Annotated in this window: 24 protein-coding genes; 13 read left to right on the top strand and 11 right to left on the bottom strand. The window is 68.6% G+C overall.

Annotation, left to right across the window (positions count from 1 at the left end; all coding sequences use genetic code 11):
* The 4 genes from DCO49_RS09755 to DCO49_RS09740 all read left to right on the top strand — a co-directional run.
* Positions 1-975: N-acetylmuramoyl-L-alanine amidase (locus DCO49_RS09755; protein WP_133249417.1), on the top strand; the 975-nt coding region annotated here is incomplete at its 5' end.
* 121 nt (positions 976-1,096) lie between these two features.
* The gene (gene mutL / locus DCO49_RS09750) at positions 1,097-2,998 is read left to right on the top strand and encodes a DNA mismatch repair endonuclease MutL (protein ID WP_116863883.1); all 1,902 of its coding nucleotides are present in this window, start codon (positions 1,097-1,099) and stop codon (positions 2,996-2,998) included.
* 26 nt (positions 2,999-3,024) lie between these two features.
* The gene (locus DCO49_RS09745) at positions 3,025-3,954 is read left to right on the top strand and encodes a DUF1684 domain-containing protein (protein ID WP_116863882.1); all 930 of its coding nucleotides are present in this window, start codon (positions 3,025-3,027) and stop codon (positions 3,952-3,954) included.
* A 2-nt stretch (positions 3,955-3,956) separates the two neighbouring features.
* On the top strand, positions 3,957-4,901 hold the full coding sequence (locus tag DCO49_RS09740; RefSeq protein WP_116863881.1) for a TraB/GumN family protein: 945 nt from the start codon (positions 3,957-3,959) through the stop codon (positions 4,899-4,901).
* A 93-nt stretch (positions 4,902-4,994) separates the two neighbouring features.
* Here DCO49_RS09740 and phaR read toward each other — a convergent pair whose 3' ends face one another.
* The 3 genes from phaR to gluQRS form a co-directional block, all read right to left on the bottom strand.
* The gene (gene phaR / locus DCO49_RS09735) at positions 4,995-5,528 is read right to left on the bottom strand and encodes a polyhydroxyalkanoate synthesis repressor PhaR (protein WP_116863880.1); all 534 of its coding nucleotides are present in this window, start codon (positions 5,526-5,528) and stop codon (positions 4,995-4,997) included.
* Positions 5,529-5,709: 181 nt separating this feature from the next.
* Entirely contained in the window at positions 5,710-6,450 is a 741-nt protein-coding gene (locus DCO49_RS09730; protein ID WP_108769391.1) for a beta-ketoacyl-ACP reductase, read from the bottom strand.
* Between the two features lie 17 nt (positions 6,451-6,467).
* On the bottom strand, positions 6,468-7,403 hold the full coding sequence (gene gluQRS / locus DCO49_RS09725) for a tRNA glutamyl-Q(34) synthetase GluQRS (RefSeq protein WP_116863879.1): 936 nt from the start codon (positions 7,401-7,403) through the stop codon (positions 6,468-6,470).
* Positions 7,404-7,496: 93 nt separating this feature from the next.
* Between gluQRS and htpX the strand changes: the two genes are divergently transcribed.
* A complete protein-coding gene (gene htpX, locus DCO49_RS09720; protein WP_116863878.1) occupies positions 7,497-8,363 on the top strand; it encodes a protease HtpX in 867 nt (288 codons plus the stop codon).
* A gap of 343 nt (positions 8,364-8,706) precedes the next feature.
* Here htpX and DCO49_RS09715 read toward each other — a convergent pair whose 3' ends face one another.
* The gene (locus DCO49_RS09715) at positions 8,707-9,534 is read right to left on the bottom strand and encodes an inositol monophosphatase family protein (RefSeq protein WP_079222538.1); all 828 of its coding nucleotides are present in this window, start codon (positions 9,532-9,534) and stop codon (positions 8,707-8,709) included.
* Positions 9,535-9,655: 121 nt separating this feature from the next.
* On the opposite strand from DCO49_RS09715, the gene DCO49_RS09710 reads away from it, so the two are divergent.
* Positions 9,656-10,429: an RNA methyltransferase gene (locus DCO49_RS09710; RefSeq protein WP_116863877.1), complete on the top strand. Its 774-nt coding sequence runs from the start codon at positions 9,656-9,658 to the stop codon at positions 10,427-10,429.
* A gap of 283 nt (positions 10,430-10,712) precedes the next feature.
* The gene (locus tag DCO49_RS09705; RefSeq protein ID WP_116863876.1) at positions 10,713-12,839 is read left to right on the top strand and encodes an EAL domain-containing protein; all 2,127 of its coding nucleotides are present in this window, start codon (positions 10,713-10,715) and stop codon (positions 12,837-12,839) included.
* A 61-nt stretch (positions 12,840-12,900) separates the two neighbouring features.
* Here DCO49_RS09705 and epmB read toward each other — a convergent pair whose 3' ends face one another.
* Positions 12,901-13,917, bottom strand: coding sequence for an EF-P beta-lysylation protein EpmB (gene epmB / locus DCO49_RS09700; protein WP_165835710.1), 1,017 nt, complete (start codon positions 13,915-13,917; stop codon positions 12,901-12,903).
* A 120-nt stretch (positions 13,918-14,037) separates the two neighbouring features.
* Here epmB and efp point away from each other — a divergent pair, with 120 nt between their 5' ends.
* From efp to DCO49_RS09675, 5 genes are all read left to right on the top strand, one after another.
* Positions 14,038-14,604 (top strand): elongation factor P, encoded by a 567-nt coding sequence (efp, locus tag DCO49_RS09695; protein WP_116863874.1) that lies wholly within the window; start codon positions 14,038-14,040, stop codon positions 14,602-14,604.
* A gap of 205 nt (positions 14,605-14,809) precedes the next feature.
* The gene (locus DCO49_RS09690; RefSeq protein WP_116863873.1) at positions 14,810-16,153 is read left to right on the top strand and encodes a TRZ/ATZ family hydrolase; all 1,344 of its coding nucleotides are present in this window, start codon (positions 14,810-14,812) and stop codon (positions 16,151-16,153) included.
* 25 nt (positions 16,154-16,178) lie between these two features.
* The gene (ubiG, locus tag DCO49_RS09685; RefSeq protein ID WP_116863872.1) at positions 16,179-16,895 is read left to right on the top strand and encodes a bifunctional 2-polyprenyl-6-hydroxyphenol methylase/3-demethylubiquinol 3-O-methyltransferase UbiG; all 717 of its coding nucleotides are present in this window, start codon (positions 16,179-16,181) and stop codon (positions 16,893-16,895) included.
* Positions 16,892-17,587: a phosphoglycolate phosphatase gene (locus DCO49_RS09680; protein WP_116863871.1), complete on the top strand. Its 696-nt coding sequence runs from the start codon at positions 16,892-16,894 to the stop codon at positions 17,585-17,587. Before ubiG ends, DCO49_RS09680 begins: the two co-directional genes overlap by 4 nt.
* Before the next feature lie 11 nt (positions 17,588-17,598).
* Positions 17,599-18,303 carry a phytoene/squalene synthase family protein gene (locus DCO49_RS09675; RefSeq protein ID WP_116863870.1) on the top strand — a complete coding sequence of 235 codons (705 nt, stop codon included), beginning with the start codon at positions 17,599-17,601 and terminating at the stop codon, positions 18,301-18,303.
* 45 nt (positions 18,304-18,348) lie between these two features.
* Here the strand turns inward: DCO49_RS09675 and DCO49_RS09670 are convergent, their stop codons facing one another.
* The 3 genes from DCO49_RS09670 to yidD are packed head-to-tail and all read right to left on the bottom strand — an operon-like array spanning position 18,349 to position 20,799.
* The gene (locus DCO49_RS09670) at positions 18,349-19,197 is read right to left on the bottom strand and encodes a M23 family metallopeptidase (RefSeq protein WP_165835709.1); all 849 of its coding nucleotides are present in this window, start codon (positions 19,195-19,197) and stop codon (positions 18,349-18,351) included.
* Positions 19,197-20,543: a dihydroorotase gene (locus DCO49_RS09665; protein ID WP_116863868.1), complete on the bottom strand. Its 1,347-nt coding sequence runs from the start codon at positions 20,541-20,543 to the stop codon at positions 19,197-19,199. The genes DCO49_RS09670 and DCO49_RS09665 overlap by 1 nt, the downstream gene beginning before the upstream one ends.
* 1 nt (position 20,544) lies before the next feature.
* Positions 20,545-20,799 carry a membrane protein insertion efficiency factor YidD gene (gene yidD, locus DCO49_RS09660; RefSeq protein WP_116863867.1) on the bottom strand — a complete coding sequence of 85 codons (255 nt, stop codon included), beginning with the start codon at positions 20,797-20,799 and terminating at the stop codon, positions 20,545-20,547.
* 271 nt (positions 20,800-21,070) lie between these two features.
* Here yidD and dksA point away from each other — a divergent pair, with 271 nt between their 5' ends.
* Positions 21,071-22,309: an RNA polymerase-binding protein DksA gene (gene dksA / locus DCO49_RS09655; RefSeq protein WP_116863866.1), complete on the top strand. Its 1,239-nt coding sequence runs from the start codon at positions 21,071-21,073 to the stop codon at positions 22,307-22,309.
* Positions 22,310-22,555: 246 nt separating this feature from the next.
* Here the strand turns inward: dksA and DCO49_RS09650 are convergent, their stop codons facing one another.
* Genes DCO49_RS09650 through cysS form a run of 3 tightly spaced genes read right to left on the bottom strand, consistent with a single transcriptional unit; the run spans position 22,556 to position 25,684 of the window.
* Complete coding sequence (locus tag DCO49_RS09650) at positions 22,556-23,803, bottom strand: MFS transporter (protein ID WP_116863865.1); 1,248 nt, start codon at positions 23,801-23,803, stop codon at positions 22,556-22,558.
* The gene (locus DCO49_RS09645) at positions 23,800-24,252 is read right to left on the bottom strand and encodes a SufE family protein (protein ID WP_108769379.1); all 453 of its coding nucleotides are present in this window, start codon (positions 24,250-24,252) and stop codon (positions 23,800-23,802) included. The genes DCO49_RS09650 and DCO49_RS09645 overlap by 4 nt, the downstream gene beginning before the upstream one ends.
* A 55-nt stretch (positions 24,253-24,307) precedes the next feature.
* On the bottom strand, positions 24,308-25,684 hold the full coding sequence (gene cysS / locus DCO49_RS09640; protein ID WP_116863864.1) for a cysteine--tRNA ligase: 1,377 nt from the start codon (positions 25,682-25,684) through the stop codon (positions 24,308-24,310).
* Between the last annotated feature and the right edge of the window lie 54 nt (positions 25,685-25,738).

Below are 25,738 nucleotides of genomic sequence, written 5' to 3'. Positions count from 1 at the left end.
CCGACCACCACCCCGGCCCAGGTGGCCGCTGCCGGCATCAGTGCCAGCAGCACGCCGCCGCCGTCCTCGCCGGCCGCGATTCTTGCCGGCCAGCCGACCCGTGCCGTGGTGGCCGCCGCACCGGCGCCTGCACCCACGCCTGTCGCGGCACCCGCCGAAGCGCCGCGACCGGCCATGCCCAGCGATGCCTCGCGTATCCGCATGCAGCCGGGCATGCGCCACCTGGTGGTAGCCATCGATCCGGGCCATGGCGGCCAGGATCCGGGCGCCATCGGCCCGACCGGCAAGCGCGAGAAGGACGTCACCCTGGCCGTGGCGCGCGAACTGGCCCGCCAGGTCAACGCGACGCCGGGCCTGAAGGCCTACCTGACCCGCGACAGCGACGTGTTCATCCCGCTGCCGATGCGTGCGCAGAAGGCGCGCGCGAACAAGGCCGACATCTTCATCTCGATCCACGCCGATGCCGCCGAAAACCGTTCGGCCACCGGTTCGTCGGTGTATGTGCTGTCCACCAAGGGCGCCTCCTCGCAGCGCGCGCGCTGGCTGGCCGACAAGGAAAACGCGGCCGATCTGGTCGGTGGCGTGCGCCTGCAGCAGACCGAAGGCACCCTGGCCAACGTGCTGCTGGACCTGGCCCAGAGCGGTTACATGAAGGCGTCCGAAGACGCGGCCGGCCACGTGCTGGGCGGCCTGAAGCGGATCGGCAACAATCACAAGCCGAACCTCGAGCGCGCCAACTTCGCGGTGCTGCGAACCTCGGACATGCCGGCGATGCTGGTGGAAACCGCCTTTATCTCCAACCCGGACGAAGAACGCCGCCTGACCGACCCGGCCTACCAGCGCAAGGTCGCTGGTGCCGTGCTCGATGGCGTGCATACCTTCTTCAGCCGGCAGCCACCGCCGGGCACGCTGTACGCAGCCCGCGCCCAGGCCGAGATCGACGCCGCCGCCACCATGGCCGGCGGCAGCAAGTAACCCGCCGATGGCGGGTTTCTGCTTTCTGTAGAGTCGAGCCGCGCTCGACCGGGCATTACCGGCACCCTGCCAGTCGAGCATGGCTCGACTCTACAACCGGCGGCTCCGTTATCATCCGTGCATGACGTCTGCCCCCCATCCGCGCCCGATCCGGCCGTTGCCGGAAATCCTGATCAACCAGATCGCCGCCGGCGAAGTGGTCGAACGTCCTGCGTCGGTGGTCAAGGAACTGGTCGAGAACGCCATCGATGCCGGCGCCAGCCGTGTCGACATCGACCTGGAAGAAGGCGGTGTGCGGCTCATCCGCATCCGCGACAACGGCAGTGGCATCGCGCCCGAGCAGCTGCCGCTGGCGGTCTCGCGGCATGCCACCAGCAAGATCGCCGATCTCGACGACCTCGAATCGGTGGCGACCCTCGGTTTCCGCGGCGAAGCGCTGCCGTCCATCGCCTCGGTCAGCCGTTTCACCCTGGCCTCGCGCCGCGCGCATGACGAGCACGGCTCGGCGCTGCAGATCGAAGGCGGCAAGATCGGCGAAGTGACCCCGCGCGCGCATGCGCCCGGCACCACCGTAGAGGTGCGTGAGCTGTTCTACAACGTGCCGGCGCGCCGCAAGTTCCTGCGCGCCGAGCGGACGGAAATGGGCCACATCGAAGAATGGCTGCGCTCGCTGGCGCTGGCCCGCCCGGATGTCGAACTGCGCGTGTCGCACAACGGCAAGGCCTCGCGCCGCTACAAGCCCGGTGACCTGTATTCCGATGTGCGCCTGGCCGAGACTCTCGGCGAGGACTTCGCCAACCAGGCCGTGCGCGTGGACCACACCGGTGCCGGCCTGCGCCTGCATGGCTGGATCGCGCAGCCGCATTATTCACGGGCCAGCGCCGACCAGCAGTACCTGTACGTCAACGGCCGCTCGGTGCGCGACCGCAGTGTCGCCCACGCGGTGAAGATGGCCTACGGCGATGTGCTGTACCACGGCCGCCAGCCGGCCTACGTGCTGTTCCTGGAGCTGGACCCGACCCGGGTCGACGTCAACGTGCACCCGGCCAAGCACGAAGTGCGCTTCCGCGATTCGCGCCTGGTCCACGACTTCGTCTACCGCACCTTGAAGGACGCGCTGGCCGATACCCGCGCCGGTGTGTCCGCGCAGGAGATCGGTGCTGGTGCGGTCCATGCTGCAGACATGGGCGGTGCACCGATGCCGTCCAGTGCCGGTGCGTCGGGCTTCGGCCTGGTGCGCGGTGCCGCGCCCGGTTCGGGCGGTGGCGGTGGTGGCTTCTCCGGCTGGCGCCCGCAGCAGCCGCTGGGCCTGCAGGTGGCCGATGCGCCCGCAGCCTATGCCGCGCTGTATGCCGCACCCGGTGCAGGCGAACGCAGTGGTGCGCTGCCGCCGATGCCGAGCGAGAACGGCCTGCCGGTGACCAGTGCCGATGCCGGCGTGCCGCCGCTGGGCTACGCCATCGCCCAGCTGCACGGCATCTACATCCTGGCCGAGAACGCCGAAGGCCTGATCGTGGTGGACATGCACGCCGCCCACGAGCGCATCGGTTACGAACGCCTGAAGAACGCCCACGATGGCATCGGCCTGCAGTCGCAGCCGTTGCTGGTGCCGATCACCCTGGCGGTGGGCGAGCGCGAGGCCGACACCGCCGAGACGGAAGCGGAAACGCTGGCGGCGCTCGGTTTCGAAGTCACCCGCGCCGGCCCGGGCGCGCTGCATGTGCGCAGCATTCCCGCGCTGCTGGCCAACGCCGAGCCGGAAGGCCTGCTGCGCGACGTGCTGACCGACCTGCGCGAGCATGGCCATAGCCGGCGCATCGCCAGTGCGCGCGACGAGCTGCTGTCGACCATGGCCTGCCACGGCGCGGTGCGCGCCAACCGGCGCCTGACCGTGCCGGAAATGAACGCGCTGCTGCGTGACATGGAAATCACCGAGCGCTCCGGCCAGTGCAACCACGGGCGGCCGACCTGGGCACGTTTTTCGCTGGCGGAAATCGACCGCTGGTTCCTGCGCGGCCGCTGAGGCCCGCAACGTTGAGGGGAGCATCCATGCGTCATCGGGGAGTGGGCGGCCTGCTGGTCGCTGTGTTGCTGGCCGCCTGCAGCCCGGCACCGGCGCCGGTGCCGGTGGTGAAGGAAGATCCGGCGTTCGCGGCGGGGCAGCAGCAGTGGCGCGTGCAGCGCTATGAAGACCTGACCCGGCCCGATGGCTGGACCGCGCTGGTCGGCCTGCACTGGCTGCAGTACAAGTCGCACTTCATCGGCAGCGGCGCCAGCAGCGGCATCCGCCTGGCGGTGGGCCCGGACAAGCTGGGCCTGCTGCGGCGCGAGGGCGACCAGTGGTGGTTCAGCCCCGAAGCCGGGGTGGACGTCAGCCTGGACGGGCAGCCGGTGCGTGGCCGCGTGCGCATGAACACCGACAAGGATCCGGCGCCCACGGTCCTCACCTTCGATGGCGGCAAGGGCCAGCTGAGCATCATCCGCCGCGGCCCGCGCGATGCGCTGCGGGTCAAGCATGCCGACGCGGATGCGCGCCGCGATTTCGCCGGCATCCAGTACTGGCCCGGCGGTCCCGACTGGCAGGTGCAGGCGCATTTCATCGCCCATCCCGCCGGCAAGACCCTGCCGATCGTGGACATCACCGGCCTGACCACCGAAATGCCGAATGCCGGCGCGGTGGAGTTCGAGCGCGACGGCCGCAGCTGGCGCATGGAAGCGATCGGTGCGCCCGGCGAGCCCCTGTTCCTGGTCTTCGCCGACCGCACCAGCGGCCACGGCAGCTATCCGGCCGGTCGCTACTTGGACATCGATGCACCGGCCGCCGATGGCAGCGTGCGCATCGATTTCAACCATGCCTACAACCCACCCTGTGCCTTCACCCCGTATGCGACCTGCCCGCTGGCGCCCCCGGAAAACCGGTTGGACCTGCGCGTGGACGCCGGCGAGAAGGCGTACCACCTGCCTGAAGGAGAAGGCTGATCATGTCGATCAGATCATTGTTGCGCGGCGCCGTGCTGCTGATGGCCTGCGCGGTCGCCCCCCTGGCCTCTGCGCATGGCGCGCCGGCTGAAGCGCCGGCCGCCAAGCCGCCGGTGCCGCTGCTGTGGAAGGTGACCGGCCCGGGCGATGCGCGTGTCTACCTGCTGGGTTCGTTCCACCTGCTGAAGCCCACCGATTACCCGTTGTCGGCCGATGTCGAGCAGGCCTTCACCGCGTCCAAGCGGGTGCTGTTCGAAGTGTCGCCGGAGGAAATGGAATCGACCCAGGCGGCCACCCAGATGGTGCAGACCGCGATCCGCCGCGATGGCAGTGAACTGAAGCGCGACCTGGATGACGCCACCTGGCAGAAGCTGCAGGCCTACGCCACCCAGAACAAGCTGCCGCTGGGGCAGCTGCAGGGCATGAAGAGCTGGTTCGTCGCGCTCAACATCACCATCGGGCAGATGCAGAAGATGGGCCTGGATGCGAACCTCGGCCTGGACCGTCATTTCATGGCGCAGGCGAAGAAAGCGGGCAAGCAGACCGGCGGGCTGGAGGACATGCAGAGCCAGATCAACCTGCTGGACGGCATGAGCCTGCAGGAGCAGCGGCAGATGATGGCCGAGGCGCTGGACCAGGCCGACAAGGGCGACGAGCAGTCGCTGATGCTGCACGAGGCCTGGCGCCGTGGCGATGACCGCGTGCTGTGGAACAAGATGGCCGTGGAGATGCGCCAGCAGTATCCGCAGCTCTACCAGCGCATCAACACCGCGCGCAACGATGCGTGGGTGCCCAAGCTGCTGCCGTATCTGCAGGACGGGCAGGGCGGCACCCTGGTGGTGGTGGGTGGCCTGCACCTGCTGGGCAGCGATGGCGTGGTGGAGAAGCTGAAGGCCAAGGGCTACAAGGTCGAGCGCGTCTGCACGGGCTGCAAGTTGAAGCGCTGACGCTACCCGGTCGAAGCCACTGGTCTTAGGCATCCAGAACAGAAACGGCGCGCCAGAGGGCGCGCCGTTTTCGTGTCAGGCGGTGCAGTCGCCTCAGCGCCGGGTCTTGCCACCCGTGCCGCTGCTGGTGCCCGGCTCGCTCGGCTTGTTGCCGGTGCCGGTGCCCGTACCGCCGGGGCGCGGGCCGCCAAAGCCGGTGCCCATGTTGCGCTGGAATTCCTGCCACAGCTCGAGGTTGCGCTCGGTCAGCTGGTTCATCATCGCCCACGGGGTCTGGCCCAGCAGGTTGCCCATCTGCTGGCGGAACTGCTGCTGCTGGTCCAGGAAGACCTGCATGCTGCGCTCCAGGTAGTTGCCCATGAAGCCCTGCAGCGAATCGCCGTAGAAGCGGATCAGCTGGCTCAGCAGCTGGGTGGACAGCATCGGTTCGCCGTCCTGCTCCTGGTCGGCGATGATCTGCAGCAGGACCGAACGGGTCAGGTCGTCGCCGCTCTTGGCGTCGCGGACCTCGAAGTCTTCACCGTCCAGGATCAGCTGGCGCACATCCTCTATGGTGATGTAGCTGGAAATTTCGGTGTCGTAGAGACGGCGGTTCGGATACTTCTTGATGATGCGGGTCGCAGCCATGAAGCGGTCACTCGTCACTGTAGATGTGCAGCATGGCGCAGTGCACAAGCCTTGGCAACCGCTGGAGGCCCCGCCGGGCTTGGGTTTCACGCCCGATCATGTTGCGCAGCAAGGGTTTGCGTGCTGCGCAGCATGACCAACGGCAGGGAGCTTTGCGTGCCCGCTGCCGCTGCCTGCGGCCTTACCAGCCCATGTGGTGGCCGCCGTTGATGTCCAGGTTGCTGCCGGTGATCCAGGCGGCCTCGTCGGCGACCAGGAAGGACACGCCGTAGGCGATCTCCTCCGGCTTGCCCAGGCGCCCGGTGGGGATGTCGGCGATGATCTTGGCGCGCACTTCCTCCGGCACCGCCATCACCATGTCGGTGGCGACGTAGCCCGGCGAGATGGTGTTGACGGTGATGCCGAAGCCGGCGTTCTCGCGGGCCAGCGAAATGGTGAAGCCGTGCATGCCGGCCTTGGCGGCGGCGTAGTTGGCCTGGCCGTACTGGCCCTTCAGGCCGTTGATCGAGCTGATCTGGATGACCCGGCCCCAGCCGCGGCGGCGCATGCCTTCGATGACCGGGCGGGTGACGTTGAACACCGAATTGAGGTTGGTGTTGATCACGTCGTGCCACTGGTCCGCACGCATGCGGTGGAAGGTGGTGTCGCGGGTAATGCCGGCGTTGTTGACCAGGATCTCGACCGGGCCCAGCTCGGCTTCCACCGCGCGGATCAGCGCTTCGGCGCTTTCCGGGTCGGACACATCGCCGGGGAAGATCGACACGTGGTAGCCGCGTTCGGTCATGGCCTGCTGCCAGGCGCGGGCCTTGGCCTCGTCGCGGTAGTTGGTGGCGACCCGGTGGCCCTGGTCGGCCAGGCGTTGGCAGATGGCGGTACCGATGCCGCCGGTTCCGCCGGTGACCAGTGCGACGCGAGAAGTCATGGAATGCTGTCCGGGTTTCAGGTGGGGGAAAGGGGATTCTGCAACATCGGCGCGGAAAGTGCGCCCGCTGGCGGCAGGTCCGCTCCGATCAGGATGTCGGAACGCGGCAGCCGCGTCGGGTCGAAGGCCTGGCGTGCGGCGGCCAGCAATGCGGGCAATGCGTCGGTGCCGCCCAGCGCGGTGGGTGCCTGGCCCAGCAACTGCCACAGCTGGCGCAGCACCGGCACCGGCCGGCTGCTGTCCACCGGCAGGGCGGCGAGGGACTTGGACAGCTTGTGGCCCGGCGCATCCAGCAGCAATGGCAGGTGCCAGTAGCGCGGAACCGGCAGCCCCAGCGCCTGCTGCAGCAGGATCTGCCGCGCGGTGGAATCGAGCAGGTCGGCGCCGCGGACCACTTCGGTCACGCCCTGCGCCGCATCGTCCACCACCACGGCCAGCTGGTAGGCCCAGCAACCATCCGCGCGGCGCAGCACGAAATCACCGACCTCGGCATGCACGTTCTGGGTCTGCAGGCCGCGCAGTCCATCTTCGAACCGGACCACGCTGCCCGGCGGCACACGAAAGCGGACGGCAGGGTCCGGTCGCGGCTGTCGCGCCACGCAGCGATGGTGGAGGCCGCCGCTGGCGGCCACTTCGCTGCGGCTGCAGTGGCAGACGAAGGCCCGGTCGCTGGCCAGCAGTGAGTCCAGCGCGGCCTGGTAGGCGTCGCCGCGCGCGCTCTGCCAGAGCACCTCGCCGTCGTGGTCCAGGCCGAATGCGGCCAGGGCCTGCAATTGTGACTGCGCCGCGCCGGCGACCGTGCGCGGTGGGTCGACATCCTCGATGCGCAGCCGCCACAGGCCGCCGTGATGGCGCGCAAGCAGCCAGCTGCCGAAGGCGGCGAGCAGGGAACCGGCGTGCAGCAGGCCGGTGGGCGAGGGCGCGAAGCGGCCGCAGGGAATAGGCGAAGTCATGCTGGCTGAATCGTCGGTCAGGTTGGCGCTTGAATTCAAGCTGACTGCACCGCAAATTGGCAGATATCGACCCCTTCCGAGCCGGAATTCCCCATGTTTACCCGCGTAGCCCTTTTCCTGGCCACCAACCTTGCGGTGCTGATTCTCGCCGGCATCGTGATGTCCATCCTGGGCGTGGACTCCCGTTCGATGAGCGGCCTGCTGGTCATGGCTGGCATCTTCGGCTTTGGTGGTTCCTTCATCTCGCTGCTGCTGTCCAAGTGGATGGCCAAGCGTTCCACCGGTGCGGTGGTCATCACCGAACCGCGCAACCCGACCGAGCGCTGGCTGCTGGCCACCGTCGAGCGCCAAGCCAAGGCGGCCGGCATCGGCATGCCGGAAGTGGCCGTGTATGACGGCCCGGAGATCAACGCCTTCGCCACCGGTGCCAACCGCAACAACGCGCTGGTGGCGGTGTCCACCGGCCTGCTGCACAACATGAGCGAGGACGAGGCCGAAGCAGTGCTGGGCCACGAAATCGCCCACGTCGCCAACGGTGACATGATCACCATGGCGCTGCTGCAGGGCGTGCTGAACACCTTCGTGATCGTGCTGGCCCGCGTGGTCGGCGGCATCATCGACAGCGCGCTGTCGGGCAACCGCGAAGGCGGCGGCCGTGGCTTTGCCTACTTCATCATCGTGTTCGTACTGGAGATGGTGTTCGGCCTGTTCGCGACGATGATCTCGATGTGGTTCTCGCGTCACCGCGAGTTCCGTGCCGACGCCGGTGGTGCCTCGCTGGCCGGTCGCCAGAAGATGATCGCCGCGCTGGAGCGCCTGCAGCTCAACCACGGCCAGAGCACGCTGCCGACCCAGATCGCGGCCTTCGGCATTGCCGGTTCGACGGCGAAGAAGCTGTTCATGAGTCACCCGCCGCTGGAAGAGCGCATTGCCGCGCTGCGCGCTTCGACCGCCGCGTAAGCGACGGGTTTCAACCCGGAGACACCAACGCCCGGCCATGTGCCGGGCGTTTTGTTTCTCCAGCGCGGCGGCGGTTGTCACGTTGGTCTGTAGAGCCGAGCCCACGCTCGGCTGCCTTTCGCGCTGCGCGCGTAAGTCGAGCATGGCTCGACTCTACAGCGGCCCATTCACGGTCATGTGCTGGGGTCTGTAGAGCCGAGCCCACGCTCGGCTGTCTTTCGCGCTGCGCGCGCTAGTCGAGCATGGCTCGACTCTACAAAAGGCGGGCCATGCCCGGCGCGCGGCACAAACAGAAACGGCACCCTCGCAGGTGCCGTTTCAGTGAGCCGTATTGCGCGGACGCTTAGAACTTGGCGTCGAACTCGGCGGCGTAGCCGGTGTTCACCAGCACCTTCTGCAGCGACTCGGCCACCTTCAGGTTGCCGGCCACGACCTGCTGGGTGTCCGGGCCACGGTTGTCCATGCGGGCCAGGGTCGCGCCCTTGAAGTCGCAGACCTTGCCGCCGGCTTCGCGGACCAGCAGCACGCCGGCCGCGATGTCCCAGGCCTTCACGCCTGCTTCGAAGTAGGCATCGGCGCGGCCACAGGCCACGTAGGCCAGGTCCAGCGCGGCCGAACCACTGCGGCGGATGTCCTCGGCCTGCACCAGCAGGGCGTCGACCGCCTTCAGCTGGGCGCTGGCGCGGGCACGCTCGCGCGGGGCGAAACCGGTGTGGATCATGGTGCCGCCCAGGTCCTTGCGGTCGGCCACGCGGATGCGGCGGTCGTTGAGCACGGCACCGGCGCCACGGCTGGCGGTGAACAGTTCATTGCGCAGCGGATCGAAGATGACCGCATCGGTCGGCTCGCCGTTTTCCACCAGGGCGATCGACACGCAGTAGTGCGGCACGCCGCGCAGGTAGTTGCTGGTGCCGTCCAGCGGGTCGATGACCCACATGTTGCGGTGGCCACCCTGCACGCCGCCTTCTTCGCCGAACACGCCGTACTCGGGGTAGGCGCGCTTGAGTTCCTTGACGATCACCTTTTCGGCGTCGGCATCGACTTCGCTGGCGTAGTCCATCCGGCCCTTCTGCACTACGTTGAGCGCCTCGAGCTTGTTGATGTTGCGCAACAGGACGTTGCCGGCGAGGCGGGCGGCCTTGACCATGACGGTGACGGCGGGTTTCTGCATGGCGTGGGCTCCCGGAAAGGCAGAAGAGGTAGGGCTGGCGGGGGAAAAGAGCGGGTCCGGCGCAGTGGCCGGCCGCACAGTTTACCATTGGTCTTCGTCCAGCTCGACAATTTCCCTGTTCATGTCCCAGTTTCCTGCCGCCACCCGCCTCCGATTCGTCCTGGTCGGTACCCAGCACCCCGGCAACATGGGGGCCGCCGCCCGCGCCCTGAAGACCATGGGCCTGCACCGCATGGTCCTGGTCGCCCCCGAAAAGCCGCTGGACGAGGAGGCCTTCCGCCGCTCGGCCGGTGCCGAAGACGTGCTGTGTGACGCGCCGGTGGTGGCCACCCTGGCCGAGGCCGTGGCCGACTGCACCCTGGTGCTGGGCTGCACCGCGCGCGCGCGCCGGGTCCAGCTGGAGGAATACCTGCCGTCCGACGCGGCCGCCCGCGCGGTGGCCAAGGCCGGCGAGGGCGCCGAGGTGGCCCTGGTGTTCGGCCGCGAGCGCACCGGCCTGACCAACGAAGAGCTGCAGCTGTGCCACGCGGCGGTGCATATCCCGTCCGACCCGGCGTTCAGCTCGCTCAACCTGGCCGCCGCCGTGCAGGTGCTGGCCTATGAAACGCGCATGCAGCTGCTGGGCGCGCAGCCGGCGGCCGAGGCCGAGCCGGCCGACGTCCGCGAGCCGGTGGCCAGCCACGAGCAGATGGAGAGCTTCTTCGCCCAGCTTGGCGACACCCTGGACGAGATCGATTTCCACAAGGGCCGTGCGCCCGAGTCGGCGATGCGCAAGCTGCGCCGCCTGTTCCTGCGTGGCGAGCCGACCGAACAGGAAGTGCGCCTGCTGCGCGGCATCCTGGCCGATACCCAGCGCATGGCGCGGCTGGCCCGGGAAAACGGCACGGAAGGCTGACGACGGTCTCATTTTTTCGGGTAGTCTGTCTGGATACCCTGGGGGATGAGCTTGTGTCGGCTTCATGTAAGGCAACGCAGTGGGGATTGCTGAGCCTGGTTCCATGGCGGACTGTCCGCGCGGCCATGGCCGTGGCGAGCGCGCTGCGGACGTGGTATCGGATCGACAAGGTCACAGAAACAACGAAGGGCCGGGCGCTGCTGCAGCGTCCGGCAGCCGCGCGTGCGCGGTGCAGTGGATGGGAGTGGGCAGTGCAGTCGGGACACGTACGGATGGAAGTGGCATGAAGTGGCTCGGCTCGGGAATGCAGGCCCGTTTCCTGCTCGCGATGGGCGGGGCGATGCTGGTGGTGGTGGCGATCCTGGCGGTGATGCTGGGCCGCCAGGCGACGATGCAGAGCGAGGTGAAGAGCCTCAGCGGTGGCGTCATCCATGAATTGTTCGACCGCAGCGTGCGCAGCCGCGGCGAAGCGTTGGCGCGCGAGCTGTCCGATTCGCTGGCCAACCCGCTCTATTACAACGACCTGGGCCAGGTGGGCGCGCTGGTGCGCTCGACCTCGCGGCAGCAGGTGGTGCGCTATGTGCTGGTGTTCGACAGCAAGGGCCGGCTGGTGCATGACGGCTCGGTCGGCGTGCCCGGCTTCGGCAAGCCGATGACCGACCCGTTGGCGACGGCGGCGACCGCCGCGCAGGACCTGCTGGTGCAGCAGTCAGCCAGCGTGCTCGACAACACCATGCCGATCATGGTCGGCAAGCAGCGCATCGGCGGCGTCCGCGTGGGCATGGCGCTGGACGAGGTCAGGGAACGCGAGCTGGCCGCCAATGCCACCCTTGGCGAGCGCCTGCAGCAGGTCGGCAGCCGCCACCTCGGCTGGCTGCTGCTGATGCTGGCCCTGCTGGTGGTGATCGGGGTGACGGTCATCCTCTATGTGCAGCGCACCCTGGTGACGCCGATCCGTGACCTGGCCGCCGCCGCGCGTCGCATCGAAGCCGGTGATTACCAGGCGCCGCTGCGGGAGAACACCCGCGATGACGAGGTCGGCGAGCTGGTGCGCGGCTTTGCCCGCATGCGTGATGCGATCGCCCGCCATGACCGCGAAGTGCGGCACATGGCCTACACCGATGCACTGACCGGGCTGACCAACCGCCTGGCGTTCCGCGAGGCGCTGGACCACCGGCTGATGGCCGCGCGCGCGTCCAAGCACCGGCTGGGCCTGCTGTTTGCCGATATCGATGACTTCAAGCGGGTCAACGACACGCTGGGCCACGAGGCCGGTGACGAAGCCCTGCTGCAGTTCGCCCAGCGCATCGGCCAGGCCGTGGCCGAGGCCGGCGGCGATGATGCGCTGCTGGCGCGGTTCGGTGGCGATGAATTCGTGATTCTGGTCGGCGACGGCGACGTGGCCGCCAACGCCCGCCTGCTGGCCGAAGTGCTGGTGCGCGAGCTGGGCAAGCCGCTGGTGGTGCAGGGCAGGGAGCTGTTCCTGGGCACCTCGATCGGCGTGACGCTGTACCCGGACGACGCGGCCGACGCCACCACGCTGCTGAAGAACGGCGACATCGCCATGTACCAGGCGAAGATGGCCGGCAAGAACTGCTACCGCCACTACAGCCGGGCGATGGACCACGCGGTCGAGCGCCGCGTGCACATGGAACAGGAGCTGCGCGGCGCCTGGGAGCGCGGCGAGCTGCGCCTGGCCTACCAGCCGATCTTCCGCATGCGCGACCGCCGCCTGGTGGGCGTGGAAGTGCTGCTGCGCTGGCAGCACCCGACCCTGGGCACGATTCCGCCGTCGGTGTTCATCGAAGTAGCCGAGCAGAGCGGCCTGATCGAGGTGATCGGCCCGAAGGTGCTGCGTGCGGCCTGCATGGAAGCCTCGCAGTGGCCGCGTGGCGCGGTCGGCGACGAGCTGTTCGTGTCGGTGAACGTGTCACCGCGCCAGCTGCGTGGCGGCGAACTGCCGGCGCTGGTGGCGCAGTGCCTGCACGAATCCGGGTTGCCGTCCTCGCGCCTGCACCTGGAGTTGACCGAAACCGCGGTGATCGGCGACGAGATGCTGGCCGCGCAGCTGCTGGACAAGCTGCACCGCACCGGCGTGAAGGTCTGGCTGGACGACTTCGGCACCGGCTTCTCCGGCCTGAGCCACCTGCGCCAGGTACCGGTGGACGGCGTCAAGATCGACAAGAGCTTCGTGGCCGACATGCAGCGCGACCCGGACGACCTGGCGCTGACCACGGCGATCATCGCCATGGCCCATGCGCTGGGCATTACCGTGGTGGCCGAGGGCATCGAGCAGGAAGCGCAGTACGAACTACTGGCCCAGCGCGGCTGCGACCTGGGCCAGGGCTACTGGTTGAGCCACCCGGTAACTGCCACCGAAGTGGTGCGGATGATCGACTCCGGGCTGTAACGGCTGTTCCGGGGTCAGATCCCGTTTTCTGCGAAAAAGGGATCTGACCCCGGTGGTGCGATTACACCGGGCGCTTGCTGGGGTCGCCGGGCAGTTCGCGCACCAGCTTGGGAATCAGGTAGCCGGACAGGCGGGCGGTCAGGCCGGCGATCAGGGCCTTGGCCCGGGTGTCGTCCACTTCGAAGTGGGCCACGCCCTCGACCTTGTCCAGCTGGTGCAGGTAGTAGGGCAGCACGCCGGCGGCGAAGCTGCGCTCGCTCAGGTCCTGCAGTGCCTGCACGCTGTCGTTGACCCCGCGCAGCAGCACGGCCTGGTTCAGCAGCTGCGCGCCGAGGCCGCGCAGGCGTGCCATCGCGGCATCCACGCTGGCATCGAATTCATTGGCATGATTGGCGTGCACCACGATGGCCAGCGGCCACGGCAGGCTGTCCAGCCAGGCCAGCAGTTCTTCGTCCACGCGCTCGGGCAGCACGATCGGCAGACGGGTGTGGATGCGCAGGCGGCGGATGTGCGGAATCTGGCGCAGGGCGTCGGTCAGCTCGACCAGCTTGTGCGTGGCCAGCGACAGCGGATCGCCGCCGGACAGGATCACCTCGTCGATGTCCGGGTCGGCCGCGATGGCCGCCACGGCCTCCTGCCAGCCACCCTTGGCGGCATTCTCCGCGCCGTAGTCGAAGTGGCGGCGGAAGCAGTAGCGGCAGTTGATCGCGCAGCTGCCGGTGGCCACCAGCAGGGCCCGGCCGCGGTACTTCTGGATGACCCCTGTGGCCTTCTTGGCGGCACCATCGCCGACCGCGTCGAAGCTGAACCCGGGCGCCGGGCGCATCTCCTCGTCGATCGGCAGCACCTGGCGCAGCAGCGGGTCGGCCGCATCGCCGGGGCGCATGCGGGCCACGAAGCCTTCCGGCACGCGCAGGGCGAACTGGGCCATGGCCGCCTCCGAGACGCCCAGTGCCGCCGGGTCCAGTTGCAGCCGCGCCAGCAGGGCGTGCGGGTCGCGCAGTGCCTGGCGCCAGAGCTGCTGCCAGCGCGCGGGCGCGCCTGGCGACTGGGGCCGGGGGAAGGCGGAAGGCTGCATGGAGAGGGGGCCTGCGGTTATCATGGGGGCATAAACAGTTGCCCACCGGGGGTCCGGTGGGTTTTCCATTCTACCGGCTCGCCGCACGCGCGGCGGTTTCGCCATTTGAGGAGCTTGAGCATGGCCACTGCGGGCATGAACGATGTCAAGAACGGGATGAAGATCCTGGTCAACAATGAACCGGCCGTCATCTCCGAGACCGAGTTCATCAAGCCGGGCAAGGGCCAGGCTTTCACCCGCGTGCGCTATCGCTTCATCCGCTCGGGCCGCACCGTGGAAATGACCATGAAGGCCACCGATGACGTGGAAGTGGCCGACGTTGTCGATACCAACATGGATTACATGTACAGCGACGGCGAGTACTGGCACTTCATGGACCCGGAAACCTTCGAGCAGGTCCAGGCCGACAAGGCCGGCATGGGCGGCGCCGAGAAGTGGCTGAAGGGCGAAGAGTCCTGCATCGTCACCCTGTTCAACGGTTCGCCGATCTTCGTGCAGCCGCCGAACTTCGTCGAGCTGAAGATCACCGAGACCGATCCGGGCGTCCGTGGCGACACCTCGGGCGGCGGCGGCAAGCCGGCTACCCTGGAAACCGGCGCCGTGGTCCGCGTGCCGCTGTTCGTCAACCAGGATGAAATCGTCAGGGTCGACACCCGCTCGGGCGAATACTCCGCGCGCGTCAAGTAATCCGGCGCAGCCGGATTACCTGGAAGAGCCGAGCCCACGCTCGGGTACGCGCCATCGCATTCGCGCTGGCGCTCCCATGATCTGCTTCGGCAGATCATGGGCCCCGCTTCACGAGTCTCCAGACCCCGCCGCCTCGCGGCAGCCCCTGACTCAGGGCCGCGTCCCCCAGAAGTATCTCGCCGCCCCCACAGCCAAGTGAGCCCGCATGAGCGATAGCCCGCACCTCCCTGAAGCCTGCGACCTGCTCATCGAAGCCGGTTATGTCGTTCCGATCGAGCCGCATGCGGTGGTGCTGGAAGACCATGCCGTCGCCGTGCGTGGCAGCGAAATCGTCGCCATCCTGCCGCGTGCCGAGGCCCGCGCGCGCTTCCGCGCGACCCAAGTGGTCAGCCGCCCCGACGCGGCGCTGATGCCCGGCCTGGTCAACGCGCACACGCACAACCCGATGACCCTGCTGCGCGGCGTCGCCGACGACCTGCCGCTGATGACCTGGCTGCAGCAGCACATCTGGCCGGTGGAAGCGGCGGTGATCGGCCCGGAATTCGTGGCCGACGGCACCACCCTGGCCATCGCCGAGATGCTGCGCGGCGGTACCACCTGCGCCAACGAGAACTACTTCTTCGGCGACGTGCAGGCTGCGGTCTACAAGAAGCACGGTTTCCGCGCGCTGGTCGGCGCGGTCATCATCGATTTCCCCACCGCCTGGGCCAAGACCGACGACGAGTACTTCGCCAAGGCCGGTGAACTGCATGACCAGTGGCGCACCGATCCGCTGATCGGCATCGCGTTCGCGCCGCATGCGCCGTACACGGTCAACGATGCCAATTTCGAGCGCGTGCGGATGCTCTCCGACCAGCTCGACATGCAGGTGCACCTGCACACCCACGAGACCGCGCAGGAAATCAACGATTCGATCAAGCTGCACGGCCAGCGCCCGTTGGCGCGGCTGGATCGCCTCGGCCTGGTCAACGACCGCCTGATCGCGGTGCACATGACCCAGCTGACCGATGCGGAAATCCACCTGTGCGCCGAGCGTGGCGTCAGCGTGGTGCATTGCCCGGAATCGAACCTGAAGCTGGCCTCCGGTTTCTGCCCGGCGTGCGCCCTGCAGCGCGCCGGCGTCAACCTGGCCATCGGTACCGATGGCTGCGCCAGCAACAACGACCTGGACATGTTCAGCGAGAACCGCACCGCGGCGATCCTGGCCAAGGCCGTGGCCGACGATGCGACCGCGCTGGACGCGGCCACCACGCTGCGTGCCTCGACCCTGGGCGGCGCCCGCGCGCTGGGCTTTGGCGAGCGCATCGGTTCGATCGAGGTCGGCAAGCAGGCCGACCTGGTCTGCGTCGACCTGTCCGCGCTGGAAACCCAGCCGCTGCACAACGTGCTGTCGCAGCTGGTGTACGCCACCGGCCGCCAGCAGGTCAGCGACGTCTGGATTGCCGGCAAGCCGAAGCTGGTGCAGCGCGAGCTGGTCGGCATGGACCTGCCGGGCATCATCGCCAACGCGCGCCAGTGGCGCGAGCGCATCCGTCATATCCGCGCCTGATTCCAGGCGCTGCAAGGACTTCCCCATGACTGCCCCCCACGCTTCCTCCAATTTCGATCAGGCCGAGCTGGACAAGTTCGCCGCACTGGCCAACCGCTGGTGGGATGCCGACGGCCCGCAGAAGCCGCTGCACGCCCTGAACCCGGTGCGCCTGCAGTACGTGGCCGACCGCGTGACGCTGCGCGGTGCGCGCGTGCTCGACATCGGCTGCGGTGGCGGCCTGCTGAGCGAAGCGCTGGCCCAGGCCGGTGCCGATGTCACCGCGATTGACCTCGCCCCTGAACTGGTCAAGGTCGCGCGCCTGCATGCGCTGGAAAGCGGCGCCAAGGTCGACTACCGGGTGCAGGCCGCCGAGGATCTGGCGGCCGAACAGCCGGGCAGCTTCGACGTGGTCACCTGCATGGAAATGCTCGAGCACGTGCCCGACCCGGGCGCGATCATCGAGGCCTGCAAGCGCCTGCTGAAGCCCGGTGGCCACCTGTTCCTGTCGACCATCAACCGCACCGCGGCCGCCTTCGCGGTGGCGATCGTCGGCGCCGAGTACGTGGCACGGCTGCTGCCCAAGGGCACCCACCACTACCAGGAATTCATCAAGCCGGCCGAGCTGGCGCGCTGGCTGCGCGAGGCCGACGTGCAGCTGGTGGACGTCAGCGGCATGGCCTACGAGCCGTGGCGCAACCACGCCCGCCTGAGCAGCCGCACCGACATCAACTACCTGGCCTACGCGGTCAGGCCTGCATGACCACGGCCGGCTTCCCGCGGGCGGTGCTGTTCGACCTGGACGGCACCCTGCTGGACAGTGCGCCGGATTTCGTCGCCACCTGCGATGCGATGCTGGCCGGGCGCGGCCGTGCGCCGATCGATCCTGCGCTGCTGCGCCCGGTGGTGTCCAAGGGCTCGCGTGCGATGTTGACCGCCGCCTTCCCGGATCTGGACGCGGCCGACCGCGATGCGCTGATTCCCGAGTTCCTGCAGCGCTATGAAGCGCTGATCGGCCAGCACGCGGTGCTGTTCGACGGCGTGGCCGGCATGCTCGCCGCGCTGGATGCCGCAGGCACCGTGTGGGGCATCGTCACCAACAAGCCGGAATACCTGGCGCGCCTGATCCTGCCGCAGCAGGGCTGGCAGCAGCGCTGTGCGGTGCTGGTGGGTGGTGACAGCCTGGCCGAGCGCAAGCCGCATCCGCTGCCGCTGCTGCACGCCGCGCAGGCGATTGGCGTTGCCGCCGAAGACTGCGTGTACGTGGGCGACGACGAGCGCGACATCATCGCCGCACGCGCGGCGGCCATGCCGTCGGTGGCGGCGCTGTGGGGCTACCGCCTGCACAGCGACGATCCGCTGGCCTGGCAGGCCGACGTACTGGTGGAAAACGCCGAACTTCTGCAACTGGCCAGTCTCTGGCCGACCCGGCCGGCAGCCCCGGCCCAGCCGTAAGGAATGACGTAGTGAGCAGTACCGCGCTGGACAGTTTCCTCGACAAGTGGCGCAGCCGTTGGCCGGAATGGTCGGTGGCCGCCCCGTTCGTGGCCGAATCGCAACGCGAGCTCGCGGTGGCGTGGTTCGCGCTGCTGCAGGAATTCGACGACATGCTCAACACCAGCGGCGATCCGATGCCGGCCGACGCCAAGCTGGCGTGGTGGGGCGAGGAGCTGCGCAGCTGGGCCGGACAGCGCTCGCGCCATCCGCTGGGCCGCCTGCTGGAGCCGGTGCGTGCACCGTGGGCGCAGCTGGCCGAAACCCTGCCGGACCTGGTCGAGGCGCGCACGGTTGCACTCGATGCGGCCAGTGCCGAGCGCGCGCTGGCCAACTACGCCGACGCGGTGGCGGCGGTGGAAGTGGTGCTGTTCAACGACACGCCGCGCAAGGGCGCTGGCCGTGCCGTGCAGCTGCAGACCCTGGCCCAGCGCCTGCAGGATGCGGGCGTGGCCGGCGTGCCGCGCAGCCTGCTGGACGAGGACGCCAGCAACGCCACGCAGCGTTGGGCGCAGCACCTGTTGAAGGGCTGGGCGACCCGCGTGCCGGGCCCGCGCGCGCGCCGCGTCTGGTCCAGCCTGGCCCGCGCCCGCGTGGCCGCGCAGGCCGCAGGCAAGCCGATCGAAGCGACCCCGGTGCGCACCCTGCTGCGTGTGTGGTGGGCCGCACGCGGTTAATGCCGCTGCGCTCGCCGGGCTTGGCCCGGCGAGGATACATACGCGTTATTTGCGTTCCAGCACCAGCAACGGATCGATGCGGGTGTCGAACCAGTTCATGCCCCAGTGCAGGTGCGGGCCGGTGGCACGACCGGTGGCGCCGACGGCGGCGATCACCTGGCCCTGGGTCACCCGGTCGCCGGCCTTCACGTCGATGCGCGACAGGTGCAGGAAGTTCGAGCTGACGCCGTAACCGTGGTCGATCAGCAGGGTGCCGCCGGTCAGGTACAGGTCCGGGCCGGCGAAGGTCACCACGCCGGCGGCCGGGGCCTTCACCGGGGTGCCGGTGGGCACGGCGATGTCCATGCCGGAATGGCCGGCGCCGGGCTGGCCGTTGTACACGCGCGCATTGCCGAAGCGGCCGCTGATGCGGCCCTGCACCGGCCAGATGAAGGTCTGGGTGAAGTCGGTGCGGTCGTCATCGCGGGCGCGCGCGGCGGTCACCTGCGCCTGTTCGCGCTTGATCCGCTCCGCAATCGCCGGTGGTGGGTTGACCGTCTTCGGCGGCACGCCGTTGACGCGCTCGGTCGGCCAGTCGCGCGGGGTCACGTTGATGGTGGCGGTTTCGCTGCCACCATCGGGTCGCTGCACCTGTACCTGCAGCGGGCCCTTTTCATCACGGCCGATGCCGAACACCACGCTGCCGTAGCTGCTCACCCGCAGCTGGCGGCCGGCGTACTGCACGCGGCTGCCGGCGGGTACCTTGCCGATCACCAGGGCGCCCTGCGACGCGCTGGCCGGGAACACCACGCGGCTGTCGATCAGGCTGCCGATGCCATCCTGCGCCTGTGCTGCCGGTGCGGTGAACAGGGGAGCGGCCAGCAGCAGCGCCCCGATCATCAGTGCCGGACGCATCAGCGGTCGTAGGTCATGCGCTGGCCGGCGGGTTCGCCCACCAGCTTGCTGCCGTCCCACACCAGCTGGCCGTTGACCCAGGTCGAGGCCACGCGCGAGCGGAAGGTGGTGCCTTCGAACGGCGACCAGCCGCACTTGGACAGCACGTCCTCGCGCTTGACGGTGAACGGCACGTCTTCCACCAGCACCAGGTCGGCGAAATAGCCTTCGCGCAGGAAGCCGCGCTCTTCCACGTCGAACAGCTGCGCCGGGGCGTGGGCGAACTTCTGCACCACCTGCTCGCGGGTCAGCTTGCCTTCGTGCACGCGCTCCAGCGCTGCCACCAGCGCGTACTGCACCAGCGGCAGGCCGGACGGCGCCTGTGCGTAGGGCTTCTGCTTCTCTTCCCAGGTGTGCGGGGCATGGTCGGTGGCCAGCACGTCCAGCACGTCATCGGCCAGCGCAGCGGTGATCGCTTCGCGGTCGGAGACTTCCTTGATGGCCGGGTTGCACTTGATCAGGTTGCCCTTGGTCGCGTAATCCGGGCGCGCGAAGTGCAGGAAGTGCACGCAGGTTTCAGCGGTGATCTGCTTGCGGCTGCCGTCGGCGCGGATCAGCGGGCCCTTCTCGAACAGCGCCAGCTCGTCGGCGGTGGAGATGTGCAGCACGTGCAGGCGGGTGCCGTGCTTGCGCGCCAGCGACATCGCCAGGCGGGTCGACTTGATGCAGGCCTCGCGCGAACGGATGTCCGGGTGCATGTCCGCGGTCAACGCGTCGCCGTACTTCTCCTGGAAGGCCTTGAGGTTGGCATCGATCATCGGCGTGTCTTCGCAGTGCGTGATGATCGGGGTCGGGCATTCGCGGAAGATCGCGTCCAGCGTCTCCGGGTCGTCCACCAGCATGTTGCCGGTGGAGGCGCCCATGAACACCTTCACGCCCGGCGCCTTCTTCGGGTCCAGCGCGCGGATCGCTTCCAGGTTGTCGTTGCTGGCGCCGTGGTAGAAGCCGTAGTTGGCCCAGGCGCGGCCGCGTGCCAGCTCGTACTTGGCTTCCAGGATGGTCGAATCCAGGGTCGGCGGGTTGGTGTTGGGCATGTCCATGAAGCTGGTCAGGCCACCGGCCACCGCGGCCGCCGATTCGCTGGCGATGTCGCCCTTGTGGGTCAGGCCCGGTTCGCGGAAGTGCACCTGGTCATCGATCATGCCGGGCAGCAGCCAGCGTCCGGCCGCGTCCACCACCTGCTCGCCGTCGCGCGGGGCCAGGCCACTGCCAATCTGCGCGATGCGGCCATTCTCGATGCGCAGGTCGCCGTCGAAGGTGCGGCCTTCGTTGACCATGCGCGCGTTGGTGATGAGGGTGGAGGACATGTCAGTGTTTTCCTGTGCAACGGCAAGAGGGGGCGTCGGGGGATTCGGGCACCGGGTCGAAGCCGCCGGGATGGAACGGATGGCAGCGGCCGAGGCGGCGCGCGGCCAGCCAGCTGCCATGCAGCGGACCGTGCATCGAGATGGCGTCCATGGCGTATTCAGAACAGCTCGGCACGAAACGGCAGCGCGGCCCCAGCAGGGGGCTGATGAAGCGCTTGTAGAAGCGCAGCAGGGCAATGAGCAGGCGCGAGATCACCCAGTCATCTTATGCCAGTTGGCATGAAGGCCGCATTTGTGCAGGATGGGCCGTTGGTCGCATGTCGCCCATGGCCTGCGACCGGTACCGGCACCGTGGGGTGCCGGCCAGGTTCCGTACCGCGCAGGGCGGTCCATGTTCGTCGGACCGACACTTTGGGCCGCTGGCTCCAGGACTGAATGGAGCGGGCCCCCGAGGTTGCTGCTGCGGGTCGGGTAGGCTATAAAGGCCCGCTTTCCCGGGCCCCGGGGAATCCAAGGAAGAGCGTTTCGTGGCTGCTAAAAAAACTGCAAAGAAGGCCGTCGAGGCCGCCAAGAAAACCGCCAAGCCTGTTGTGAAGAAGTTGGCGGCCAAGCCCGTTGCCAAGAAGCCGGCCAGCAAGGCGGCCACCAAGGCAGCATCCTCGCAACCGGCGGCCAGGAAGGCCACCGCAACGAAATCGCCGGCCAAGGCCAGCAAGCCAGCGGCGAAGAAGCCCGCTGCGCCGGCCAAGGCCAAGCCCGCGGCAGCCAGCAGGAAGGCGCCGGTGGCGAAGAAGGCAGCCAGCAAGGCGGCACCGGCCAAGAAGGTCGTCGCCAAGCCGGCACCGAAGAAAGCGGCCGCCAAGCCCGCGCCGAAGCCGGTGGCCAAGAAGGCCGCGGCCAAGCCGGTCGCCAAGTCGGCGGCAAAGAAGCCTGCTGCGGCCAAACCCGCCACGCCTGCCGCTGTAAAGAAAGCCACCAAGAATGTCGCCAAGCCGGCTGCCAAGCCGGCCCCGGCCCCGGTAGTGAAAACCGCACCGAAGCCCGCCGCCAAGGCAGCTCCGGCCAAGTCTGTCCCGGCCAAGACCGCGGCAGTGGCAGCAGCCAAACCGGCCCCCAAGCCGGCCCCGGCCGCCACCCCTGCAGCATCGACCGCCCCGCAATCCAAGAATCCCGTGCCCGTTTCGAAATCGCCTGCCAAGACCGCCGTGAAAACCGCCGTGAAACCTGATCCCGCTCCGAAGACCGTGTCGCGCCCCGTGGGCAAGGTCGCCGTGGCTGTGACCGCCCGTTCGGCGGCGCCGGCCCCGCGCAGCAAGTACAAAGTCGTCGAATACAAGACCGACGAGGCCACCGGCCGCCCGATCCTGCCGACCGGCTACAAGCCCGGCTCGGAAGAGGAGTACATGAGCCCGCTGCAGCAGGAATACTTCCGCCAGCGCCTGCAGAACTGGCGCGCCGACCTGGTGGAAGAATCCAAGCAGACCATCGAGAACCTGCGCGAGGAAGTGCGTGACATCGGCGACGAAGCCGAGCGCGCGACCCGCGAGACGGAGAACTCGCTGGAACTGCGTACCCGCGACCGTTACCGCAAGCTGATCGGCAAGATCGACAGCACCCTGAAGCGCCTGGAAGCCGGCGACTACGGTTACTGCGTGGACACTGGTGAGGAAATCGGCCTGGAGCGCCTCGAAGCGCGCCTGACCGCCGAGCGCACCATCGACGCCCAGGAGCGTTGGGAGCACCTGCAGAAGCAGCAGGGCGACTGACACCAGAGCGTTGTCTGGTCATGCGAAGAACCCGGCCTCGGCCGGGTTTTTTGTTGGGTGATCGTGCTCTTGTAGAGCCGAGCCCACGCTCGGCTGGCCGTTCTTTTGTAGAGTCGAGCCATGCTCGACTGGCTTCTGACAAGCAGTCGAGCATGGCTCGACTCTACAGAAAGCCAGGGCGCCGGCGTGATTGTCAGAAACCCGCGGCGCCGTCGCGATCATCAGAAAGCCACGGCGTCGCCCGAATCATTGCAGGTCGCGCAGGTTCAACTTCCGCAGCGTCGGGTTCTTCCATGCCGTGATCCCGGCCACGCTCAGCACCGCGAACCCGCCCAGCACCACCGCCGGCACCAGGCCCAGCAGTTTCGCCATCGTGCCCGCATAGAACGCGCCCAGCTCGTTGGACGAGCTGATGAAGATGCCATTGATGGACGACACCCGCCCGCGCATCTCCTCCGGCGTGGCCAGCTGCAGGATGGTTGAACGCACCACCACCGAGACGCCGTCGAAGGCACCGTAGAACAGCAGGATCAGCGCCGACAGCCAGAAGTGCTGGGACAGGCCGAAGCTGACCACGCACAGGCCGAAACCGGCCACGGCGAACAGCAGCACGCGGCCGGCGTTCTTCTGCAGCGGGTGGCGGGCCAGCCACAGGCCGACCGCGATCGAGCCCAGCGCCGGTGCTGCGCGCAGGATGCCCAGGCCCTCGGGGCCGTAGTGCAGGATCTCCTGCAGGAAGGCCGGCAGCATCGCCACCACGCCGCCCAGCAGTACCGAGAACATGTCCAGCGCCATCGCGCCGACCATGATGCGGTTGCCGACCACGAAGCGGGCGCCCTCGGCGATGCTCTTGAAGATCGGTGCGGCCGGGCCGTCGTGCACCGGTTCGCTCACCTCCAGCGTGGCCAGGCAGCCCATCGCGACCACGGCGAAGGCGGTGGCCACGCCATAGGACAGGCCCTTGCCGCCCCAGCCGACCAGAATGCCGCCCAGCGCCGGGCCGACCACCATGCCCGACTGGAACACCACGCTGCCGAGGCCGGCGCCGCGGGCGAACTGGTTGCGCTCCAGCACGCGGGCAAACAGCGCGTTGTAGATGGGCGACAGGAAGGCGCGGACCATGCCGGTCAGCGCGATGGCGGCATAGATCGGCCACACGCCCTGGAACGGCAGCCAGCCGGTAGCCACGCCGGTCAGCACCACCGCGGTGGCGACCAGGCCCGCGCAGGCGACCATGCCCAGCCGGCGACGCGGCAGGTGGTCGACCAGGTAGCCGGCAAACGGTGCCACGCAGAAGAACGGCAGCACCTCGGCCAGGCCGACCAGGCCCAGCGAGAACGGATTGCGGGTGACTTCGTAGATGTGCCAGCCGACGGTGACGGCCACTACCTGGTAGGACAGCATCGCAAAGATGCGGTAGGCCAGCAGCTTGGCAAAGCCCGGCCGGCCCAGCAGGGCCAGCGCGCCTTCGTCTCCGGTGGCGGCGGCGGTCACGGCTGTTCGCGCTGCAGCTGGGCCTGCGCGGTCTCGCGGATGAAGGCCAGCATCGCCGCCACGCCGTTGCTGCGGGTGGGCGACAGGTGGCGGGCCAGGCCGATGTCCTGGATGTAGCTCGGTTCGGTGTCCAGGATCTCCTGCGCCGAGCGCCCGGAATACACGCGCAGGGCCAGGAAGATCAGGCCGGAGACGATGGCCGAATCACTGATGGCGTGGAAGCGCAGCGACTGCGCGTTGCCCTCGGGCACGATCCATACCATCGACTGGCAGCCGAGCAGGCGGTGTTCTTCGGTCTTCCATGCATCGGGGAAGGCCGGCAGCTTGCGGCCGAGGTCGATCAGGTACTGGTAGCGCTCGGACCAGTCGCCGAAGAAGGCGAATTCCTCGGCGATGGCGGCCTGGGCTTCGGCGGCGGTGGGTTCAAGCGGGAACGGGGAGTCGGTCACAACGGTCTCTACAGTGGGGGCGTGGCCGGACGCGGCGGCCACGGGGCAGGGCGGGTCAGGCGCGCTTGCGCACCCAGCGCACGCCCTGCGGAGTGTCTTCCAGCACGATGCCCTCGGCGGCCAGCTGGTCGCGGAGGGCGTCGGAGCGGGCGAAATCACGGGCCTGCTTGGCGGCGGCACGCTCGTCGATCAGCGCCTGGATACGTGCATCGTCGTCGCCTTCGCTGGCCGCGGTGCCGAACCACTGCGCCGGGTCGGCCTGCAGCAGGCCCAGTGCCAGGCCGGCGCCGAGCAGTTCGCCCTTCAGGCGCGCGCGTTCGGCCGGGTCGGTGGCGCGGCGCGCCTCACCGGCGATGCGGGCCACTTCGGCCAGCGCCTGCGGGGTGTTCAGGTCGTCGTCCAGGGTCGCCTCGACGGCCGCCGGGATCGCCGCCGTGGCGGTGATGTCGGCCAGGTCGCGCAGGGTGCCGTACAGGCGGTCCAGGGTGCGCGCGGACTGTTCGATGAGCGCGTCGGACCAGTCCAGCGGCTGCCGGTAGTGGGCCGACAGCAGGGCCAGGCGCAGCGCCTCGGGCGGGTGCTGGCGCACCAGATCGTGCACGCGTTCGATGTTGCCCAGCGACTTGCTCATCTTGGCGCCGCCGAAGTTGAGCATGCCGTTGTGCATCCAGAAGCGGGCAAAGATCCTGCCGCCATGGGCGCATTCGCTCTGCGCGATCTCGTTCTCGTGGTGCGGGAACTGCAGGTCCACGCCACCGGCATGGATGTCGATGGTCTCGCCCAGGTGGGCGGCGGCCATCGCCGAGCACTCGATGTGCCAGCCCGGGCGGCCCCGGCCCCACGGCGATTCCCAGCCGGGCAGGTCGTCGCTGGACGGCTTCCACAGCACGAAATCGCCGGCATCGCGCTTGTACGGGGCCACCTCGACGCGGGCACCGGCCAGCATTTCCTCCGGATCACGGCGCGACAGCTTGCCGTAACCGTCGAAGCTGGCCACCGCGAACAGCACGTGGCCCTCGGCGGCGTAGGCATGCCCGTTGGCGATGAGCTGCTCGATCATGGTGATGATCTGCGGCATGTGCGCGGTCACCTCCGGCTCGATGTCCGGCGGCACCACGCCCAGCGCGGCCATGTCTTCACGGTAGGCGGCGGCGAACTTGTCGGTGATGGTGCTGATCGGCACGCCCTGCTCACGCGCGGCGTTGTTGATCTTGTCGTCCACGTCGGTGATGTTGCGCGCGTAGCGCAGGCCACCGAAGCGGCGCCGCAGCAGGTCGGCCAGCACCCCGAACACCACCGGGCCACGGGCGTTGCCGATGTGCACGTAGTTGTAGACCGTCGGGCCGCACACATACAGGGTCGGACAGGCCGGGTCGATCGGGGTGAACGGTTCGAGCTGGCGAGTCAGGTTGTTGTGCAGGCGCAGGGTCATGGGGCTGTGGCTGGGGGACAAGCCTGTGATTTTAGAACGTGTCGGGCCCCAATG

This window comes from Stenotrophomonas sp. SPM (assembly GCF_003105135.1).
In the GTDB taxonomy this organism is placed as follows: domain Bacteria; phylum Pseudomonadota; class Gammaproteobacteria; order Xanthomonadales; family Xanthomonadaceae; genus Stenotrophomonas.
This window is presented reverse-complemented; position numbering and strand designations above follow the sequence as displayed.

Coding starts and splice junctions, on each gene's coding strand:
- DCO49_RS09690 (WP_116863873.1), top strand. CDS start 14,810: ATGAGCGATAGCCCGCACCTCCCTGAAGCCTGCGACCTGCTCATCGAA.
- DCO49_RS09740 (WP_116863881.1), top strand. CDS start 3,957: ATGTCGATCAGATCATTGTTGCGCGGCGCCGTGCTGCTGATGGCCTGC.
- DCO49_RS09715 (WP_079222538.1), bottom strand. CDS start 9,534: ATGCAGAAACCCGCCGTCACCGTCATGGTCAAGGCCGCCCGCCTCGCC.
- cysS (WP_116863864.1), bottom strand. CDS start 25,684: ATGACCCTGCGCCTGCACAACAACCTGACTCGCCAGCTCGAACCGTTC.
- htpX (WP_116863878.1), top strand. CDS start 7,497: ATGTTTACCCGCGTAGCCCTTTTCCTGGCCACCAACCTTGCGGTGCTG.
- DCO49_RS09730 (WP_108769391.1), bottom strand. CDS start 6,450: ATGACTTCTCGCGTCGCACTGGTCACCGGCGGAACCGGCGGCATCGGT.
- DCO49_RS09745 (WP_116863882.1), top strand. CDS start 3,025: ATGCGTCATCGGGGAGTGGGCGGCCTGCTGGTCGCTGTGTTGCTGGCC.
- gluQRS (WP_116863879.1), bottom strand. CDS start 7,403: ATGACTTCGCCTATTCCCTGCGGCCGCTTCGCGCCCTCGCCCACCGGC.
- efp (WP_116863874.1), top strand. CDS start 14,038: ATGGCCACTGCGGGCATGAACGATGTCAAGAACGGGATGAAGATCCTG.
- DCO49_RS09710 (WP_116863877.1), top strand. CDS start 9,656: ATGTCCCAGTTTCCTGCCGCCACCCGCCTCCGATTCGTCCTGGTCGGT.
- ubiG (WP_116863872.1), top strand. CDS start 16,179: ATGACTGCCCCCCACGCTTCCTCCAATTTCGATCAGGCCGAGCTGGAC.
- DCO49_RS09665 (WP_116863868.1), bottom strand. CDS start 20,543: ATGTCCTCCACCCTCATCACCAACGCGCGCATGGTCAACGAAGGCCGC.
- phaR (WP_116863880.1), bottom strand. CDS start 5,528: ATGGCTGCGACCCGCATCATCAAGAAGTATCCGAACCGCCGTCTCTAC.
- DCO49_RS09670 (WP_165835709.1), bottom strand. CDS start 19,197: ATGCGTCCGGCACTGATGATCGGGGCGCTGCTGCTGGCCGCTCCCCTG.
- DCO49_RS09680 (WP_116863871.1), top strand. CDS start 16,892: ATGACCACGGCCGGCTTCCCGCGGGCGGTGCTGTTCGACCTGGACGGC.
- DCO49_RS09705 (WP_116863876.1), top strand. CDS start 10,713: ATGAAGTGGCTCGGCTCGGGAATGCAGGCCCGTTTCCTGCTCGCGATG.
- epmB (WP_165835710.1), bottom strand. CDS start 13,917: ATGCAGCCTTCCGCCTTCCCCCGGCCCCAGTCGCCAGGCGCGCCCGCG.
- mutL (WP_116863883.1), top strand. CDS start 1,097: ATGACGTCTGCCCCCCATCCGCGCCCGATCCGGCCGTTGCCGGAAATC.